Origin of the sequence: Actinosynnema sp. NPDC050436 (assembly GCF_040655415.1) — a bacterium.
Classification (GTDB): domain Bacteria; phylum Actinomycetota; class Actinomycetes; order Mycobacteriales; family Pseudonocardiaceae; genus Actinosynnema.
On sequence record NZ_JBFAJV010000020.1, the window covers coordinates 114,286 to 131,268 of the forward strand.

The 16,983-nt window shown below is 71.8% G+C and carries 15 protein-coding genes; 3 read left to right on the forward strand and 12 right to left on the reverse strand.

The features are described from left to right. Positions 1-2: 2 nt before the first annotated feature. The 4 genes from AB0I60_RS33780 to AB0I60_RS33795 form a co-directional block, all read right to left on the reverse strand. Positions 3-1,883 carry an ABC transporter ATP-binding protein gene (locus tag AB0I60_RS33780; RefSeq protein WP_360737295.1) on the reverse strand — a complete coding sequence of 627 codons (1,881 nt, stop codon included), beginning with the start codon at positions 1,881-1,883 and terminating at the stop codon, positions 3-5. A 128-nt stretch (positions 1,884-2,011) separates the two neighbouring features. Continuing rightward, on the reverse strand, positions 2,012-2,830 hold the full coding sequence (locus tag AB0I60_RS33785) for an enoyl-CoA hydratase/isomerase family protein (RefSeq protein WP_360737297.1): 819 nt from the start codon (positions 2,828-2,830) through the stop codon (positions 2,012-2,014). A gap of 66 nt (positions 2,831-2,896) precedes the next feature. Then, positions 2,897-3,199, reverse strand: a complete 303-nt coding sequence (locus AB0I60_RS33790) for a helix-turn-helix domain-containing protein (protein WP_257902492.1) — start codon at positions 3,197-3,199, stop codon at positions 2,897-2,899. A 72-nt stretch (positions 3,200-3,271) separates the two neighbouring features. Next, positions 3,272-4,900, reverse strand: a complete 1,629-nt coding sequence (locus AB0I60_RS33795; RefSeq protein WP_360737300.1) for an ABC-F family ATP-binding cassette domain-containing protein — start codon at positions 4,898-4,900, stop codon at positions 3,272-3,274. 146 nt (positions 4,901-5,046) lie between these two features. Here AB0I60_RS33795 and AB0I60_RS33800 point away from each other — a divergent pair, with 146 nt between their 5' ends. Continuing rightward, positions 5,047-5,823, forward strand: a complete 777-nt coding sequence (locus tag AB0I60_RS33800) for an SDR family oxidoreductase (protein ID WP_360737303.1) — start codon at positions 5,047-5,049, stop codon at positions 5,821-5,823. Between the two features lie 101 nt (positions 5,824-5,924). Here the strand turns inward: AB0I60_RS33800 and AB0I60_RS33805 are convergent, their stop codons facing one another. The 4 genes from AB0I60_RS33805 to AB0I60_RS33820 all read right to left on the reverse strand — a co-directional run bounded on the left by AB0I60_RS33805 (position 5,925) and on the right by AB0I60_RS33820 (position 8,279). Continuing rightward, complete coding sequence (locus tag AB0I60_RS33805; protein ID WP_360737305.1) at positions 5,925-6,557, reverse strand: hypothetical protein; 633 nt, start codon at positions 6,555-6,557, stop codon at positions 5,925-5,927. Beyond that, the gene (locus AB0I60_RS33810; protein WP_360737307.1) at positions 6,550-7,065 is read right to left on the reverse strand and encodes a SigE family RNA polymerase sigma factor; all 516 of its coding nucleotides are present in this window, start codon (positions 7,063-7,065) and stop codon (positions 6,550-6,552) included. Before AB0I60_RS33810 ends, AB0I60_RS33805 begins: the two co-directional genes overlap by 8 nt. 4 nt (positions 7,066-7,069) lie before the next feature. Continuing rightward, complete coding sequence (locus AB0I60_RS33815) at positions 7,070-7,537, reverse strand: hypothetical protein (protein ID WP_360737309.1); 468 nt, start codon at positions 7,535-7,537, stop codon at positions 7,070-7,072. A 94-nt stretch (positions 7,538-7,631) separates the two neighbouring features. After that, positions 7,632-8,279, reverse strand: coding sequence for a TetR/AcrR family transcriptional regulator (locus tag AB0I60_RS33820; RefSeq protein ID WP_360737311.1), 648 nt, complete (start codon positions 8,277-8,279; stop codon positions 7,632-7,634). Positions 8,280-8,320: 41 nt separating this feature from the next. Between AB0I60_RS33820 and AB0I60_RS33825 the strand changes: the two genes are divergently transcribed. Continuing rightward, positions 8,321-8,950, forward strand: a complete 630-nt coding sequence (locus AB0I60_RS33825; protein WP_360737314.1) for an NAD(P)H-dependent oxidoreductase — start codon at positions 8,321-8,323, stop codon at positions 8,948-8,950. 353 nt (positions 8,951-9,303) lie between these two features. Here AB0I60_RS33825 and AB0I60_RS33830 read toward each other — a convergent pair whose 3' ends face one another. After that, positions 9,304-10,044, reverse strand: coding sequence for an acVLRF1 family peptidyl-tRNA hydrolase (locus AB0I60_RS33830; protein WP_360737316.1), 741 nt, complete (start codon positions 10,042-10,044; stop codon positions 9,304-9,306). Positions 10,045-10,156: 112 nt separating this feature from the next. Next, positions 10,157-10,732, reverse strand: a complete 576-nt coding sequence (locus AB0I60_RS33835; protein ID WP_360737318.1) for a hypothetical protein — start codon at positions 10,730-10,732, stop codon at positions 10,157-10,159. Between the two features lie 322 nt (positions 10,733-11,054). Between AB0I60_RS33835 and AB0I60_RS33840 the strand changes: the two genes are divergently transcribed. Further along, the gene (locus tag AB0I60_RS33840; RefSeq protein WP_360737321.1) at positions 11,055-12,032 is read left to right on the forward strand and encodes a hypothetical protein; all 978 of its coding nucleotides are present in this window, start codon (positions 11,055-11,057) and stop codon (positions 12,030-12,032) included. A 282-nt stretch (positions 12,033-12,314) separates the two neighbouring features. Here the strand turns inward: AB0I60_RS33840 and AB0I60_RS33845 are convergent, their stop codons facing one another. Next, positions 12,315-15,122, reverse strand: coding sequence for a S8 family serine peptidase (locus AB0I60_RS33845; RefSeq protein WP_360737323.1), 2,808 nt, complete (start codon positions 15,120-15,122; stop codon positions 12,315-12,317). Between the two features lie 146 nt (positions 15,123-15,268). Next, positions 15,269-16,843, reverse strand: a complete 1,575-nt coding sequence (gene dgt, locus AB0I60_RS33850; RefSeq protein ID WP_360737325.1) for a dGTP triphosphohydrolase — start codon at positions 16,841-16,843, stop codon at positions 15,269-15,271. Between the last annotated feature and the right edge of the window lie 140 nt (positions 16,844-16,983).

Here is a 16,983-nt window from a genome sequence, read left to right on the forward strand (position 1 = left end):
CGTCAGACCGCTGCGGGCGTTTCCGCGGCGGGCGCTTCGTCGAACTGCGTGCGGTACAGCTCGGCGTAGCGCCCGTCCGCGGCGAGCAGCTCGACGTGCGTGCCGCGTTCCACGACGCGACCGTCCTCCACGACCAGGATCTGGTCCGCCGAGCGGACCGTGGACAGCCGGTGCGCGATCACCAGCGCCGTCCGGCCCTGCAACGCCTCGGTGAGCGCGGCCTGCACCGCCGCCTCGGACTCGGAGTCCAGGTGCGCGGTGGCCTCGTCCAGGATCACCACGCGCGGCTGGGCGATCAGCAGCCGCGCGATCGTCAGCCGCTGCCGCTCACCACCGGACAGCCGGTAGCCGCGCTCCCCCACCACGGTGTCCAGCCCGTCGGGCAGCGCGTCGACCAGCGTGCGCAGCCGGGCCCGGTTCAGGGCGTCCCACAGCTCCTCCTCGGTCGCCTCGGGGCGCGGGTAGGTGAGGTTGGCGCGGATCGTGTCGTGGAAGAGGTGCCCGTCCTGGGTGACCACGCCGACCGCGCCGCGCACCGAGTCGAACGCCAGCTCGCGCACGTCCACACCGGACAGCGAGACGGTGCCGGACTCCGCGTCGTAGAGGCGCGGGACCAGTGAGGCGATGGTCGACTTGCCCGCGCCGGAGGACCCGACGAGCGCGACGAGCTGACCGGGGTCGGCGCGGAAGCTGATGCCGTGCAGCACCTCCTCACCACCCCGGGTGTCCAGCGTGGCCACCGATTCGAGCGAGGCGAGCGACACCTTCTCAGCGGAGGGGTAGCCGAACCGGACGTCGTCGAACTCCACGGACACCGGGCCGTCGGGGAGCCGGCGCGGCTGCGGCGACTCGTCGATCATCGGCGGCAGGTCGAGCACCTCGAAGACCCGCTCGAAGGAGACCAGCGCGGTCATCACGTCCACGCGCGCGTTGGCGAGCGCGGTGAGCGGCGAGTAGAGGCGGGTCAGCAGCAGCGCGAGCGAGACGACCGTGCCCGCCGCGAGGTGGCCGGTCAGCGCGAGGTAGCCGCCGAGGCCGTAGACCAGCGCCTGGGCGAGCGCGGAGACCAGGGTGAGGCCGGTGAGGAACCAGCGCGTCGCCATCGCCGTGCGGATGCCGATGTCCCGGACGCGGGCGGCGCGGGCACCGAACTCGTCGGCCTCGGCGCGGGGCCGGCCGAACAGCTTGACCAGCGTCGCGCCGGGCGCGGAGAACCGCTCGGTCATCTGCGCGGTCATGCCGGCGTTCAGCGCGGACGCCTCGCGCTGGAGGTCGGCCATCCGACTGCCCATGCGCTTGGCGGGCAGCACGAACACCGGGAGCAGGAGCAGCGCCAGCGCCGTCACCTGCCACGAAAGGGTGAACATCACGCCGAGTGACAGCCCGAGCTGGATCACGTTCGTGACGACACCGGACAGCGTCGAGGTGAACGCCCGCTGCGCCCCGATCACGTCGTTGTTCAGCCGGCTCACCAACGCCCCGGTGCGGGTCCGGGTGAAGAAGGCCACGGGCATCCGCTGCACGTGCTCGAACACCGCCCGCCGCAGGTCGTAGATCAGGCCCTCGCCGATCCGCGTCGACTGCCACCTCTCCAGCAGCCCCAGCCCCGCGTCCACCACGGCGATCACCGCGATCACGACCGCCAACCAGACGACGACGGACACGTCCCGCCCGCCGACGATCGCGTCCACCACCCGACCCGCCAACACCGGGGTGGTGACGGCGAGCACGGAGGAGATCACGGTGAGCAACAAGAAGACGGCCAGCTTGGCCCGGTGCGGTCGAGCGAACCTCACCACCCGCCGGAACGTCCCCCGCCGCACGCCCTTGGTCGTGCCGGAAGCCGCCATCGCACTGCGCATCAAGCCCCATGAACCGTCCACGCAGAGGAGAACACGCACTTCACACGCGAACTTCCCCACTACGCCCACGGCGAACCGCCGCGCTGACTCGCCGGCCCGCCTCTGGTTCGCCGGCCCGGCGCGGACCGGCGGTGCCGGAGTCTGCCCTGCTAGTCGGCCGTGCGGGCGGCGAGCGCGGTCAACTCGGCGAGCCGTCGCACCTGCGCGGCCCGTTCGGCGAGCAACTGCTCCTCCTCGGACGCGCCGGCTGCGGCGTGCGCGAGCAGCGCGAGGGTCTCCCGCACCGCGCCCGGCATCGGGCGCAGCACCCGGGCGACCAGGTCGTCCACGGCGGCGTCGAGGTCGTCGGCGGGCACGACGGAGTTGGCCAGGCCGATCCGCAGCGCTTCCTCACCGCCCACCCGACGCCCGGTCAGGCAGATCTCGGCCGCGCGGGAGTACCCGACCAGCCGGACCAGCGGCAGCGTGCCGCCCAGGTCGGGGACCAGGCCGAGGGACGTCTCGGCCATGCTGAACCGCACGTCGTCGGCGACCACGCGGAAGTCGCACGCCAGCGCGAGCTGGAAGCCCGCACCGATCGCGTGCCCGTGCACGGCGGCGATCGTGACCCGGTCGGGGTCGCGCAGCCAGCGGAACCCCTCCTGGAACTCCGCGATCAGCGCGGCACCGCCCTCGGGTCCGCGCAGGCTGATCTCCGGCAGCCCCGGCTCGCCCTCGACCGCCGCACCGCCGAACATCCGCCGGTCGAGGCCGGCGGAGAACGCACGACCGGAGCCCCGGACGACCACGACGCGGACGTCCGGGTTCAACTGCGCGCCGATCGCCCGCAACGCCACCCAGGTGGACGGCGTCTGTGCGTTGAGCACGTCGGGGCGGTCGAGCGTGACCGTCGCGCGCGGTCCGTCGACGACGAGCCGCACGCCACCGCGCTTCAACACGTCGGCGTCGATGGTGGTCGGTGCCGACATGCCTGTGACCTCCGGGTTCAGCTGGACGCCGGCTCTCCTCGGCGCCCGGTGTTACCGGAGGGTAGCTTACTTCTTCTTCGTGCGGGTGGCGCCACCGCGACCGCGCAGCTGCACACCGGACTCGCTGAGCACCCGGTGCACGAAGCCGTAGGAGCGCCCGGTCGACTCCGCCAACGCCCGGATGCTCGCGCCCTTTTCGTACTTCTTCTTCAGGTCAGCGGCCAGCTTGTCCCGCGTGGCGCCGGTTATCCGGGCACCCTTCTTCAGGTCAGCCACCTTGTCCCGCCTTCCGTAGACAGCAGGTCGGGCCGTGAAAGCCCCTGTCGTCGCAATGATCGAACACGAAGACCAAGAACGCCAGGCGATCATGCGAAAAGATCGGCGAGCGGTCGGTTGATCACTGAGAGTGGATCAGGGGTGACGGAGGGGGAACCTGTTGCCTCAGGCCAACTGCACGAGTTCCAGGTACTCGTCCGACCAGTGGTCCTCCGACCCGTCCGGGAGCAGGATCACCCGCTCGGGCTCAAGCGCCTCGACCGCGCCCGGGTCGTGGGTGACCAGCACGACCGCGCCCTCGTAGCGGCGCAGCGCGTCGAGCACCTGTTCCCGGCTGGCCGGGTCGAGGTTGTTCGTCGGCTCGTCCAGCAGCAGCACGTTCGCCGCGCTCGACACCAGTCCCGCAAGCGCCAAACGGGTCTTCTCGCCACCCGACAGGGTGCCTGCCGGCTGGTCGAGCTGCTCACCGGAGAACAGGAACGTGCCGAGCAGCGACCTCAACTGCTGCTCCTGCACGTCCGGCGCGGCGTGCCGGATGTTCTGCCAGACGCTGGCCTCGTGGTCGAGCGTCTCGTGCTCCTGGGCGAAGTAGCCCAGCTTCAGCCCGTGCCCGGGGATGACCTCGCCGGCGTCCGGGCGCTCCATCGACCCGATCAGGCGCAGCAGCGTCGTCTTGCCCGCACCGTTCAACCCGAGGATGACCACCCGCGACCCCCGGTCGATCGCCAGGTCGACCCCGGTGAACACCTCCAGCGAGCCGTAGGACTTGCTCAGCCCCTCGGCGGTCAGCGGCGTCCGGCCGCACGTGGCGGGCTGCGGGAAGCGGATCTTGGCCACCTTGTCGGCCTGGCGCTCGTCCTCCAGGCCGGCCAGCAGCTTCTCGGCGCGACGCGCCATGTTCTGCGCGGCCACCGCCTTGGTCGCCTTCGCCCGCATCTTGTCCGCCTGCGCCATCAACGCGCCGGCCTTCTTCTCGGCGTTGGCCCGCTCGCGGCGGCGGCGCTTCTCGTCGGCGGCGCGCGCCTCCAGGTACTTCTTCCAGCCCATGTTGTAAATGTCGACCTCGCCGCGCGTCGCGTCGAGGAACCACACCTTGTTCACCACGTCGTCGAGCAGCTCGACGTCGTGGCTGATCACGACCAGACCGCCGTCGTGCGACTTGAGGAACCCGCGCAGCCACGTGATCGAGTCCGCGTCGAGGTGGTTGGTCGGCTCGTCGATCAGCAGGATCGTGCTCGACTTCGCCCCGACCCCGGCCTCCGAGGCCGCGAACAGGATGCGCGCGAGCTCCACCCGCCGCCGCTGCCCGCCGGACAGCGTGCGCAGCGGCTGCGCCAGCACCCGCTCGGCCAGGCCCAGGTTCGAGCAGATCCGCGCCGCCTCGCTCTCGGCCGCGTACCCACCGAGGGCGGAGAAGCGCTCTTCGAGGCGACCGTACTTGCGCACGGCCTCCTGCAGTTCGTTGTCGTCCACCAGCTCGGCCATCGTGGACTGGGCCTTCTCCATGTCGCGCAGCAACTGGTCCAGCCCGCGCGCGGACAGCACCCGGTCCTTGGCGATCACCGACAGGTCCCCCTCGCGGGGGTCCTGCGGCAGGTAGCCGAGCTCACCGGTCCGGCGGACCTCGCCCGCGTACGGCTGCCCCTCCCCCGCCAGCACCCGCAGGGACGTGGTCTTGCCCGCGCCGTTGCGGCCGACGAGGCCGATCCGGTCGCCGGGCTGGACGCGCAGGGTGGCGTCGGACAGCAGGATGCGCGAGCCGGCGCGCAACTCAAGGTCGGTTGCGGTGATCAAGAGGAAACTCCGGGTGAGTGGTCGGACGGGGTCGACGGCGCGCACAGCGTGCGCCGGACCTACTCGATCAAGATGACCACGACACCAGTGTACGCGGTGCCCGCCACCGAATTAGCCACCTGTGTCCACCGGCATACATTGCGTGGATGGCCACCGACGAGTTCGCAGGCAGGACGGCACTGGTCACCGGCGCGAGCCGGGGCATCGGCTACGGCATCGCGCTGGAGTTGCTCACCCGAGGCGCCACCGTCACCATCACCGCCCGCAAACCGGACGCCGTGACCAGAGCCGCCGACACCCTGGCGAGCGCAGCGGGCGTCCCCGCCGACCACGTACTGGCCGTGCCCGGCAACGCGGGCAACGCCGAGGACCGCGAGCAAGCCGTCACGCGGACGATCGAGCAGTTCGGACGCCTCGACGTCCTGGTCAACAACGCCGGCATCAACCCCACCTTCGGCCCGCTGGTCGACGCCGACCTGGACGCCGTCCGCAAGATCTTCGACACCAACGTCGTGGCCGCCCTCGGCTTCGTGCAACTGGCGTGGAAGGCGTGGCTGGCCGAGCACGGCGGCGCGGTCGTCAACATCGCCTCGGTCGGCGGCCTGCGCTCGACCGGCGCCATCGCCGCCTACGGCGCGAGCAAGGCCGCGCTCATCCGCCTGACCGAGGAGTTGGCGTGGCAACTCGGCCCGAAGGTCCGCGTGAACGCCGTCGCACCGGCCGTGGTGAAGACCCGCTTCGCCGAGGCCCTGTACTCCGGGCGGGAGGACGAGGCCGCCGCCGCGTACCCGCTCCGGCGCCTCGGCACCCCGGAGGACGTCGCCCGCCTGGTCGCCTTCCTCGCCTCGGACGCGGCAGCGTGGATCACCGGCGACACCGTCCGGGTCGACGGCGGCCTCCTGTCCACCGGCTCACTGGGGTAGGACCAGTGCGCAAGGTGCTGATGGGGGTGAGAGGCCGGCAAGTTGCTGCCGACAGGGTGAGGGTCAACCAGTTGCCGTGGACGCCAGTTGGTCAGTGAACGTCAGTGCCTCCAGGTGGTCAGGGCCCGAAACGATGGGCCGTCCGTGATCGCGTGTGTCGGTAAGGCGGTGGCGGCGGGCGGGTCGGCGGTGTGGTGGGCGGTGTGGTCGGCGGTCGTCTGCGGCAGGTTCGTGGCCGGAGGTCGTGGTGTGGCGGTGTTGAACGGCCCCGGCGAGCCGGTAGGGGTCGGAGGCGTGGTGGCGCTGGGCGGGTCGCCGGTGGGTGTGACGGGGCTGGGTGTGATGGGGCTGGGTGTGATGGGGCTGGACGGAATCGCGCTGGGCTGGACAGTGCTGGGCGGGTTGGCGTAGGGCGGTGTGGTGTGCGGCAGGCCGGGCGTCGGGGTGCCGGTCGGCACGGACGGCACCGGGGACTGCGGAGTCGGGTCCGGGCCGTGGGTGGTGATGCCGGGCGGGGTCGCCGGGTCGCTGTGGGACGCCGGCAGCCCCGCCAGGACGAAGCCGACCGCCACCACCAGCGCCGTGGTCCCCAGCGCGCTGCCCGCCACGGTCAGCGCCCTGCGGCGGCTCTTGATCTCCAGGCCGTGGTGGATGACGTCCACCGCGCCGAACGTCCGGGGCCGGCGCTCGATGTCCAGTTCCTCGAACAGCTCCCTGAGTTGGTCTTCAAGCACGGGGTGACACCTCCTGCCACAACTCGCCGAACGACGGCCCCAGCTTCTGCCGCAACGCTGTGAGCCCGCGACTGGTGTGGCTCTTCACCGTGCCCACGGAGCACCGCAGCGCGGCGGCGGTCTCCTCCACACCGAGGTCGTGCCAGTACCGGAGCACGAGCACCGCGCGCTGCTTCGCCGGGACCGTCGACAGAGCACGCCACACCACCACCTTGTCCTCGCTCAACCCCGCGCCCACCGGCACTTCGGGGAGCACGTCACTGAGCTTCTCCCGCCGCCAGCGCATTCTGCGACGCTCGGCCAGGAACGTGCGGACCACGATCCGCCTGAGGTAGGCGTCCAAGCCCTCTCTCCGGACCAGCTTCGGGCCGGCCAGGTACAGCTTGATGAACGCGGCCTGCACCACGTCTTCGGCCTCGTGGTGGTTGCCGCACAACAGATACGCGGTGAAGCGCATCGAGTCGGCGCACCGGTCGAAGTACTGGGTGAATTCCGCGTCCCAACTCACGCCGTCAGCGCCTCGTCGTGCTCGGCGCTGCCGTCGGCTGCGGGTTGCCGGCGGTCGGGTACGCGGTCGGCTCCGGCCACGCGGCGGTCGGGTGGGCGGTGCTCGGGTGGGCGCTCGGCTCCGGCGGGGTGGGCGCCGGTTCCGGGGTGGGGTGCGCGCTGGGCGACGGGCGCGGCGTGACCGGCACGGGCGGTGCGCTCGGTGCGGGCGTGGTCGGCTCTGGCGTGGCCGACCCCGGGCTGGTGGGTGTCGGGGTGGTCTGTGCGGGCGTGCTCGGGGCCGGTGCGGGTGCCGGTGTCGTGGCGGCCGGGGTGGTGGGAGCCGGGGTGGTGGGAGCCGGTGTGACCGACACCGACGTGGGCGGGGCCGGTGCGGGCGAAGTGTCACCGGAGGTGCCGGCGAGGGCGGGCACGGCGGCGGCTATCCCGCCGACGAGGACGGCTCCGGCGGCGATGACGAGTCGTGTGCGCATGGTTGATCTCCCGGGTTCTGGCGGACCACCTCCCTGGTGACCCCCTCGCCCATATCCATGCGGTGGGCGGGCTCGGGGGTTGTCATGAATTTCCTCAACTTGTCAGCAACCTCGTGACCTGCGACAACGCGTCGACCAGGTGGTCGAACGGCAGGCCCCGGTCGACCAGCCAGTGCTGCACCTGCTCGGCGGACAGCCCGGCCAGGAGCACGTCCGCCGCCACGCCGGGTGCGGGGGCGCGGCACTGTTCCAACAGGTACTCGCAGTGCCTGCGCCAGAACGCGTGCGCGCCGGTGCGGAACCGGGCCCCGGTGGTCGAGGTCTGGGACAGCAGGACGATGTCCAGCGAGTCGCGCAGGAATTCGAGGTAGGCGACGGTGAAGGCGATCAGCCGCTCAGCCGGCGGAGCACCCGGCCCCAGCGGGGGCGGACCGCTCAGGATGCCCTCCTGGAGTTCGGTTTCCAGGTGGTCCAGCAGGGCCGTGGCCAGGCCGGACTTGTCACCGAAGCGGCGGTAGAGGGTCCCCTTCCCCACCCCGGCCGAGGCAGCCACGTCGTCCATCGTCACGTTCTCCACGCCGCGCTCGGAGAACAGCCCTGCCGCCGCCGCCAGGACCTTGACCCGGTTCCGCGCGGCATCGGCCCGGAGCGGCGGCGAGTACTCGACCGACAGGTTCCGGAAGGAGATGTCGATCGGGGTCTTTGACGAACCGGACTGCGGTCCGCTACTGTCGGCAGGCATGAAACGGACTCTAGTCCGATTTGCCGAGGAAGGGAATTGACATGGCGAAGCTGCTGCACGTGTCCGCCTCGCCGCGCGGCGAGCAGTCCGAGTCGCTGGCCGTGGCGTCGGCGTTCGTCGAGGTCTACCGGGAGAGCCATCCCGGCGACGTGGTCGAGCACTGGGACCTGTGGGACGGCGCGCTGCCCGCGTTCGGGCCGGTGGCGACCGCCGCGAAGATGGCGGTGATCCGGGGCGACGAGCCGACCGGCGAGCAGGTGGCCGTCTGGCGCGAGGTCGTCGCGGCGGTCGAGCGGTTCACCTCCGCCGACCGGCTGCTGTTCAGCGTGCCGATGTGGAACTCCGGCATCCCCTACGTGCTCAAGCAGTTCGTGGACGTGGTGTCCCAGCCGGGGATGGTGTTCGGCGTGGACGTCGAGACCGGCTACCTGCCGCTGCTGGCCGGCCGGGGCAAGCGGGCCGCCGTCGTGTACACCAGCTCGATCTGGGGGCCGGAGGTCGCACCGGGGTTCGGGGCGGACTTCCAGTCCACGTACTTCGACAACTGGCTGCGGTGGGCGGGCATCACCGACGTGACGGAGATTCGCCACCACCCGACCTTGACCGGCGACGTCGAGGACTCGCGCCAGACTGCCCTGGCGACTGCCCGGGAGGTGGCCAAGACCTTCTGAACTGCGACCCGAGGTGGTCAGGGCGGGCCGATCGGGGCAGGTGGGGCCGGGGCGGATGGGCGGGCCGGCGCGGATGGGCGGGCGGGGGCGGATGGGCGGGCCAGGTCGGCGCAGCGGGACGGGTGCGGACGGGCGCGGGCAGGCAGGTGGACAGGCGGGCGGACGCGGGCAGACGGGCGGGCTGGAGACGGGGGCCGGAGACGGGCGGACGGAGACGGGCGGACGGCTGAGCCAGGCAGGGCAGGGGCAAGGCAGGCGGGCTCGGCTGGGCTCGGCTGGACTGGCTGAGCTGGCGGGCCAGTGCGCGGCGGGCCAGTGCGCGGCGGGCGGCGGGGCCTGGAGTGGTGGGGCTGTCAGGGGCGGTATGAGGGTGGGGGGTCTTCGGGGAGGGGGGTGAGGGGGTGCGCTGGGGGTTTGGGGGTGTCGCCGGGGTCTCGGACGATGATCTCCACGGCGCGGGCGCGTTCGGCGGCTTCTTCCAGGACCGTGCGGCGGGGTTCGGGGACGTCCAGCACTCGGTCGGAGGCTCGGGCGAAGAGGGTGGTGAGCCTGCGGTCGGCGCGGAGGGCGTCCAGGGCCTGCCTGTCACCGCCCAGGACCACGGCGTCCAGTTCGTCCAAGCGCGGGACCAGCACGCGTGCGGCGTCGTCGGCCGCAGCCTGGAGGGCGACCCGGGCCTGGCCCTCGCGGCGGCGGGCGAAGCGTTGTTGGGACCAGCCGCCGGCCTTGTTACGGCCGTGGACCTGGCGACTGTCGGTAGTCGAGACGAGCACCTCGCCGTCCTGGGCCACGCCGATGCTGTGACCGCCGAGGCGGACGAGGAGGAGGCCGAGGCGGCGCGACGTCGTGGCGTGGGCTACCAGCGCGGTGATGTTGAGGCCGTCAACCTCCCCCGTAAGGGTGAATTCTTCAAAGGAAGTTGTCACCTGTGCGGTGGCTCCGTCGCGGGCCGTGACGGTGACTTGGGTGGCGGTCGTCCGGGTCGTGGCTATGCCGTCGTGGCGGTCGGCGAAGCGGGCGAACCAGCCGGCGAGGCGTTCCGGGGCGACCTCGACGGCCCGGCCGCCTCCCGAGACCGGGCGGATCTTGCTCACGACCGGTCCGGTGTGACGCGGGGCCGGTCCGGGGTGGCGTGGGACCGGGCGGTCGTGACGCCGGGTTGGGCCGTCGTGGCGTCAGGTCGGGGGGCGGGCGTGGGTGGTGCGGTCATGCCGGGGCCACTGCCACCCACACCGGCAGGGGGTGGCCGCACTCGGCCGGCGAGAAGCGTTGCACCGCGCTGAAGCCGGCCTCGGTCAGCTCGTCCGAGATCTGCTCGGGCGACAGGACGCGGTGGCGGGTGGCGACCGTGTTGGCCACCTCCCAGCTCGAGTCGCCGCGCACCAGCTGGACCACCTCCAGCGCGTAGGACTCGCCGTCCGGCGACCAGTCCCACAACTGGACCGTGACCTGGCGGTCCGGGCCCCGGCCGGACACCTTCGGCGGTGGGGCGACGGGGCGGAGCCTGCTGAGCTTGTCCAGCTCGGGAACCGCCGCCACCAGCAACCCGCCGGGGCGCAGGGCCTCGCGGGCCAGGCGCAGCGCTCGGGGCAGGGTGTTCTGGTGGGCGAGCCGGGGCAGCAGGTCGTCGCCGGCGCGGACCACGTCCACCGCGTTCGGCGACGGGTGACGGACCACGTCCAGCAGGTCCGCGATCTCGTGCCGGCCCGCGCCCAGGACCGCTGTGGCCACCTCGGTGAGCGGGTCCTCCGGCACGGGCACGAGGTCCTGGGCGGCGGTCACGGGGCCCACAGTAGGGCCAAACGATCACGCGTCGCCATCCGGTGGGCGCAGGCGGTGGACAGCACGCAGACCGTGCGTGGGCCATAACGGCGCGCATATAACCCGAAGGCGACTACCTGAACCTCCGGAACCTCGGGCACAATGTTACCGGCGGGTTTACAGATACCGAAGCTAGGGCAATCACCACTTGACAGAACGAGCGCCATCCCAGTGAACTCGTAACCCGTATGGCCCAACCATTGACTCCGCCTGGAAGGCACCGGCGCATCGCGTTGGCGGGTAGGGTCACTGGGGCGTGATCTAATGACAGCGGGGAGTCACAATGACCAACGCTGCCGGTCGACCCAACCTGTCCGTCGACGAACTCGACTCGACGGGACACGGCAGTCTTGCGCAGCTCTTGACCACGGGTCCCTTCCCGGAGGCGTTGAGGGCAGCTATCAAAGCCAGCAGGTTGAGCCTCGACCGCATCCAGCACAGGCTCGCCCTGCGCGGGGTCACGATCAGTGTCGCGACGCTGAGCTACTGGCAGTCCGGCCGACGTCGACCCGAGCGTCCCGAGTCGCTCGAAGCACTGCGCCACCTGGAGACCGTGCTCGGCGTCCCCCAGGCGGGCCTGTCCGCGCTGCTCGGCCCTCCCCGGCCGCGCGGCAGGCGGTCGCGCCCGACGACGATGATGCCGATCGACGCGTTGTGGGCGCGTCGTGAACGGGTCGCCAACCTGCTCACCAAGGTGGACACGTCCTCGGACGTGAAGCTCGGCCGGATCAGCCAGCACGACCGCATCGAGATCGCCGCCGACGGCGGTCAGCGGTCGGCGTGGGTGCGGCAGATCCTGCGTGCCGAGCAGGACGGCCCGGACCGCTGGGCGCTGGTGTTCGAGACCGAGGAGTCCGACGTGCTCCCGCAGGTGGTCAACCTGCGGAACTGCCACCTGGGCCGGGTCGCCGAGGACACCGACGCCACGATCATGGCGGCCGAGCTGATGTTCGACCGGCCCCTGGCCAGGGGCGAGACGATCATCATGGAGTACGAACTGCTGTTCAAGGAGGGGCACTACCCGGCGGGCAACAACACGTTCGCCCGGAAGTTCCGCCTCCCGGTGCGGGAGTACGTGATCGAGGTCCGGTTCGACCAGTCGTACCTGCCGTCGCGCTGCCAGCAGTTCAGCGTGCCGGCCGGGGACGACACGCCGTCGCGGCGGCGCAACCTGGCGTTGGACAACGCCGGTGGCGTGCACGCGGTGGCGCTCGGGTTCGGGCCCGGCGTGTTCGGCATCCGCTGGGAGTGGCCGAAGTAGGTGTCGCCCCGGTGACCGTGGTCGCCGGAGGTCGCAGGTCCGAAGTGACGGCCCTCGGGATTCCGAATCCCGGGGGCCGTCGCCGTGTGCGGAGAAACCAGGTGGACCGGCGGCGGTCCGGGATGTCGGCCGGTGGAGCGCCGAAGGCCGGCACCGCGACGGGACCGGCCTTCGGGACTACGCACCCTCTTGCATCCTCCGCTCGCTCACGGAGACCTGTTGTGGCGCAACGGGTACCGAGCCCGGCCGGCCGACGTCCTCGACCGGCCCGGACCCGGGCTCTCAGACGTAACCGTTGAGGTGCAGCGACACCGAGCGGATCGAGCCCCGGTCGGAAGCCGCGTTGTCGGTGACCTTGAACGTCCACGTGCCGTCGACCGAGTCGGCCAGCAGGGCGTTCAACGACCCGGCACCACGCCAGGAACCGGTGAACGGGGCGTTGCCCGCCGACACGGTCGAGAAGGCGCGGGCCGCCGAGTCGTCGAACACGACCTGGCACAGGTTCGACCCGGTGCCGCCGTTGCGCTGGAACAGCGTCGCGGTCGCGCCCGACGGCGAGGTCAGCGTGCCGACCAGGTCACCGACGAACGTGTGGTCGATGCCGACCGTGGTCGCGCCGTCGGCGGCCGTGCAGGTGTCGCCGTCGATCGAGAACGTGATCTTCGAGCCGCGACCGACCCCGGTGACCGGGATCTGCACCGACACGCCCACCGCGTCGTTGTCCGGGATGGCCAGGGCCGGCCCGGTGTACGCGAAGTGCTTCGTCTCGCGGGACGGCTCGCCGACGCCGATCTGGAACGTGCTGGTCGTCGGCGACGTGGAACCGGCGTAGGTCACCTTGGCGTCGAGCCGCAGCGGCACGCCGACCTTCGCGGACGCCGGGACGGTCACCTTGAACGTGTTGGTCACGGTCTGGCCGACCTCGACGTTGCCGTAGTACTTCGAGCGCGGCGCGATGGTCACGCCCGCCGCGGGCGTGGTCAGCACGAGGCTGGTCGACGCCGCGACCCCGTCACCGCTGTTGGCGACCGGCACGGTGAGCGTCGCCGTGGTGCCCGGCTTGAGGTACTGGCTGCCGTCCGCGTCGTTGACGACGGACGGCTTCTGCGCACGCGCCAGCGGCTGCGGCGACGCGCCCGTGTAGGCCAGGGCCAGGTCGGCGCGCACGATGCCCGCACCGGTCCGGTTGTCCGCGCCCGCCTCGGCGATGTCCAGCGAGGTCGTGGTCAGCGCGTCGCGCACCTCGGCCGGGGTGAGGCCGGGGTTGCCGGACAGCACCAGGCCGGCGATGGCGGCGGCGTTCGGCGCGGACGCCGAGGTGCCGAAGAACGGGTTGAAGCCGGACAGCGTGGTCTGCACGCCGTCGGCCGCCGTGAGGTCGGGCTTCTGCCGGACCTCGGCACGCGGGGTGCCGTCGGGCGCGAAGAACAGGCGGCGCGGTCCGTCCGAGGTGAAGCGCTCGGGCTTCTGCGTGCTGTCGAACGCGTTGGGGTACGGCCCGCGCGGGTTCGCCGGGTCACCGGGTTCGAGGTCGAACGGCAGCGGGTTGTGCGCCGGGGCCGCCGCCACCGAGATCGCGCCCTTGGCCGCCGAGTGGCCCCGGGTCACGCCGGGGGTGGCGAACTTCTTCAGCCCGTCCGCCGAGTCCTTGAACCGGCCGCCGAGCGCGGTCAGCGCGAGGTACCTGTTCTCGCCCCGGAACTTCACCACGGCCAGGCGCAGGCCGGACGCGGTCCCGCCGGTCGGCGTCTGCACCCGCTCGTACGGGTCCTGGGTGCCGTCCTGGTTGTTCTGGCTGAACGCGACGACGTTGCCCTGGGCGTTGGCCACGTACAGGTCGTAGTCGTTGAACGACGCGCCCAGCGGGTCGGACCAGAACAGCGTCACCGGCACGTTGCCGGAACTCTCCGAGAGCGGGTTGAACACCTGCTTGGCGCTCGGGTCGGGGTTGAAGTCGTGGGCGGTGCCCGCGTACTTGCCGACGCCCACACCCGAGTCGACGAAGTCGCCTTCCCAGTGCCCGGACGTCCCGTCGGCGACGTTGCCGTCGTTGCCGGCGGACGAGAAGAACACCGCGCCGTCCGCCGTGACCGCGTCCACGGCCTGCGCGATGACACCGTCCTGGAACGGTGACTCGTTGAAGTACAGGATGTCGTCGACGATCACGTCGCAGCCCAGCCGGAACCGCAGGGCCTTGATGTTGTCCGCGAAGCTCGCGTCGCCGTTGATCGCGGTGGCGAAGCCCAGCTCGGCGTTGGGCGCGATGTCGTGGAGGATCTCCAGCATCGCGGTGCCCTCGTCGCCGGAACCCTCCTGGCTGGTCAGCACGTCCACGGCGGGCAGCTCGCCGGCGGCCTGCGACGCGGCGAGCGAGTTCACGCCGTCGGACAGCGCGCAGAGCTTCACGCCGGTGCCGGTGACCCGGTGCGTCTGGCGGGCGGTGTCGGCGGCGTGCGCGCGGTCGCCCTCGCCGATCTTCGCGGCGGCGATCCGGGGCGAGTCCAGCGCCGCGCGGGTGCGCGCCTCGACCTCCTTGGCCCGGTCCTCCTTGGAGGGGGCCTTGGCGTCGCGCGCCGCGCGGTCCTGCTGGTGGTAGGTCTTGTAGTCGACGGCCGTCTCCACGCGACGGACGTCGGCACGGCCGGCGAGCCGGCCCAGCGCCCACAGCGGGATCTGGGCGCGGACGGTCCTGCCCTCGGTGGACACCGAGCGGACGGCGGAACCCGCGCTGCGGATGGCGGCGACCAGCTCGTCGGTCACCTTGGTGGCGCGGATGTCCACCAGCACGGTGTTCCCGCTGTGGACCTTCACCCCGGTCTGGAGGTCGGGGAGCTTCTTGAACGTCGTGGCGTTGGCGCGGCGGCGCTGTTCCACGATCAGCGCACTGTCCACCTTGGACTCGGCGGGCGTGACGGACTTCTTGATGGACTGCAACGCGGAGATCTGGGCGGCGGTCCTGTCCTCCGGCCCCTTCCCGGCGCGGGCCGGGTCGGCGGAAGCCGGCGTGACCGAGCCGAGTAACGCGATCAGGACGGCGGCACCGGCTGTGACCAGGGAGTTTCTTCGGGTTCGGCGGTTCGGTGAGCGCACTGGCGTCCCCCAACGTCGAGCGTGCCCCCGACGCACGCGGCCATCGGTCGGGAGTCCCCGACCGAAAGCTCACAACGTATTGTGCGCGGATGAGTACCGTCTGCCACCGTTCGGCCTACTTCCCGGACGGCGGGATCCATCACAATTCACAGTACGAACGCGTCCGTCCACAGCTGTCCCGTACGCCCTGACAAGGCATCGAGCAGCGCCGCCGCCTGGTTGTCGGTCAGCGAGGCGACGAAGTCGACCACCGCCCGGCCCCGCGCGAGCGTCCGAACAGCGTCCGGTCCGGACGGTGTATCCCCCGTCGCCCCGACCAGGGACGACGGGTCGGTGCGGGCCAGCGCCGTGTACTCGCCGGTGGCCAGCTCGATGAGGTCGTGCAGCCGGCGCGGCAGCCGGTCGGCCTCGTGCCGGTCGGTCGCCCACTGCTCCAGCGCTTCGACGAGCGCGGTCAGCAACCGGGCCTGGCCGCGCTGGTGCAGCGCCAGGTCGGGGCGCAGCAGCACGAACCTGCGGTGCACGAACTTGAGCACCTGCACCTCGTGCCACTGCTGGACGGACAGCACCACGTGCCCGGACCGGGTGGTCGGCTCCTCCAGCACGCCGACCGAGTCCACCAGCCGCCGGGTCCACCGCGCGGAGAACGCCGCAACCGCCTGCTCCGCCTCCACCGACCCGTCGAACGGCACCGACAGCAGGCCGCCGACCAGCTCGGTCCGGACCGTCGCCACGGCTTGGGTGAACGCGTCGTCGCTCACCGCCCACGAGTCCTTCAGGTGCAGTCGGCGGCGCAGCGCCTCCAACGACCGGCCCGGCCGCCGTTCCTGCGCGGCCAGGTCGGCGGCGCCGAGACCGGCCAGCTCGACGGCGTGGTCGAGCCAGGTGTTCAGCTCCGCCGACACGGTCGCGTGCTGCAACACCCCGACGCGGTGGAAGTCCTCCAGGTCGTGGATGGCGTAGGCGATGTCGTCGGCGGTGTCCATCACCGACGCCTCAACGGTCTGCTGCCACGGCTCCAACCGTCCCGCGTAGAACTCGCGGGCCTGCGTCAGGTCGTCCAGCTCGGTGACGTAGGCGGAGAACTTGGCCGAGCCCGTGCCCGGCGCGTCCGGCGGCTCGGCCGCACCGCGTGGCGGGGCGGCCAGGTCCCTCGGGTGCGGCTTCGGGTAGGACAGCCTGGTCCACGGGTACTTGAGCATCGCCGCCCGCACCGCGACCGTCAGGTCGAGCCCGACCGCAGCCGGGCCGCGCACGTCGGTCGTGGTGATGATGCGGAACGACTGGGCGTTGCCCTCGAACCCGTCGGACAGGCCGAACCGGTGGCGTGCCAGGCGGTCGAGCACCTGCTCGCCGAGGTGCCCGAACGGCGGGTGGCCCAGGTCGTGCGCCAGCGCTGCGGCCTCGACCACGTCCGGGTCGCACCCGCCGAGCTTGTCGAGCACGCCGGCCAGTTCCGGGCGCGCGCCGAGCCGTTCGGCGATCGCCCGCGCGGCCTGCGCCACCTTCAGGCTGTGGGTGAGCCGGTTGTGCACGAGCAGGCCGGAACCCGTCGAACTCACGACCTGGGTGACGCCGCCGAGCCGGGCGAAGAACGGGGAACTCGCCACCCGGTCCCGGTCGACGCGGAACGGACTGGTCGCCAGGTCGGACTGGAGCAGGGTCGAGGCGTCCGCGCCCCACCTGCGGAGCGCTCTGGGGTCGGCGTGCTCGTGGTGCATGGCAAGAAAGTAGTCCGTACGGCCGCCGGAAGCACCACCGGGAATGCAAAAAGCCCTCAGGGGCACCCGACGTGTCGAGTGCCCCTGAGGGAAAGAAATGTTCGGCGGCGTCCTACTCTCCCACACCCTCACGAGTGCAG

Excerpts from the sequence above, each read along its gene's own strand:
- dgt (WP_360737325.1), bottom strand. The coding sequence starts at position 16,843 with ATGCACCACGAGCACGCCGACCCCAGAGCGCTCCGCAGGTGGGGCGCG.
- AB0I60_RS33790 (WP_257902492.1), bottom strand. The coding sequence starts at position 3,199 with ATGATCGCCTGGCGTTCTTGGTCTTCGTGTTCGATCATTGCGACGACA.
- AB0I60_RS33820 (WP_360737311.1), bottom strand. The coding sequence starts at position 8,279 with ATGCCTGCCGACAGTAGCGGACCGCAGTCCGGTTCGTCAAAGACCCCG.
- AB0I60_RS33785 (WP_360737297.1), bottom strand. The coding sequence starts at position 2,830 with ATGTCGGCACCGACCACCATCGACGCCGACGTGTTGAAGCGCGGTGGC.
- AB0I60_RS33800 (WP_360737303.1), top strand. The coding sequence starts at position 5,047 with ATGGCCACCGACGAGTTCGCAGGCAGGACGGCACTGGTCACCGGCGCG.
- AB0I60_RS33825 (WP_360737314.1), top strand. The coding sequence starts at position 8,321 with ATGGCGAAGCTGCTGCACGTGTCCGCCTCGCCGCGCGGCGAGCAGTCC.
- AB0I60_RS33815 (WP_360737309.1), bottom strand. The coding sequence starts at position 7,537 with ATGCGCACACGACTCGTCATCGCCGCCGGAGCCGTCCTCGTCGGCGGG.
- AB0I60_RS33840 (WP_360737321.1), top strand. The coding sequence starts at position 11,055 with ATGACCAACGCTGCCGGTCGACCCAACCTGTCCGTCGACGAACTCGAC.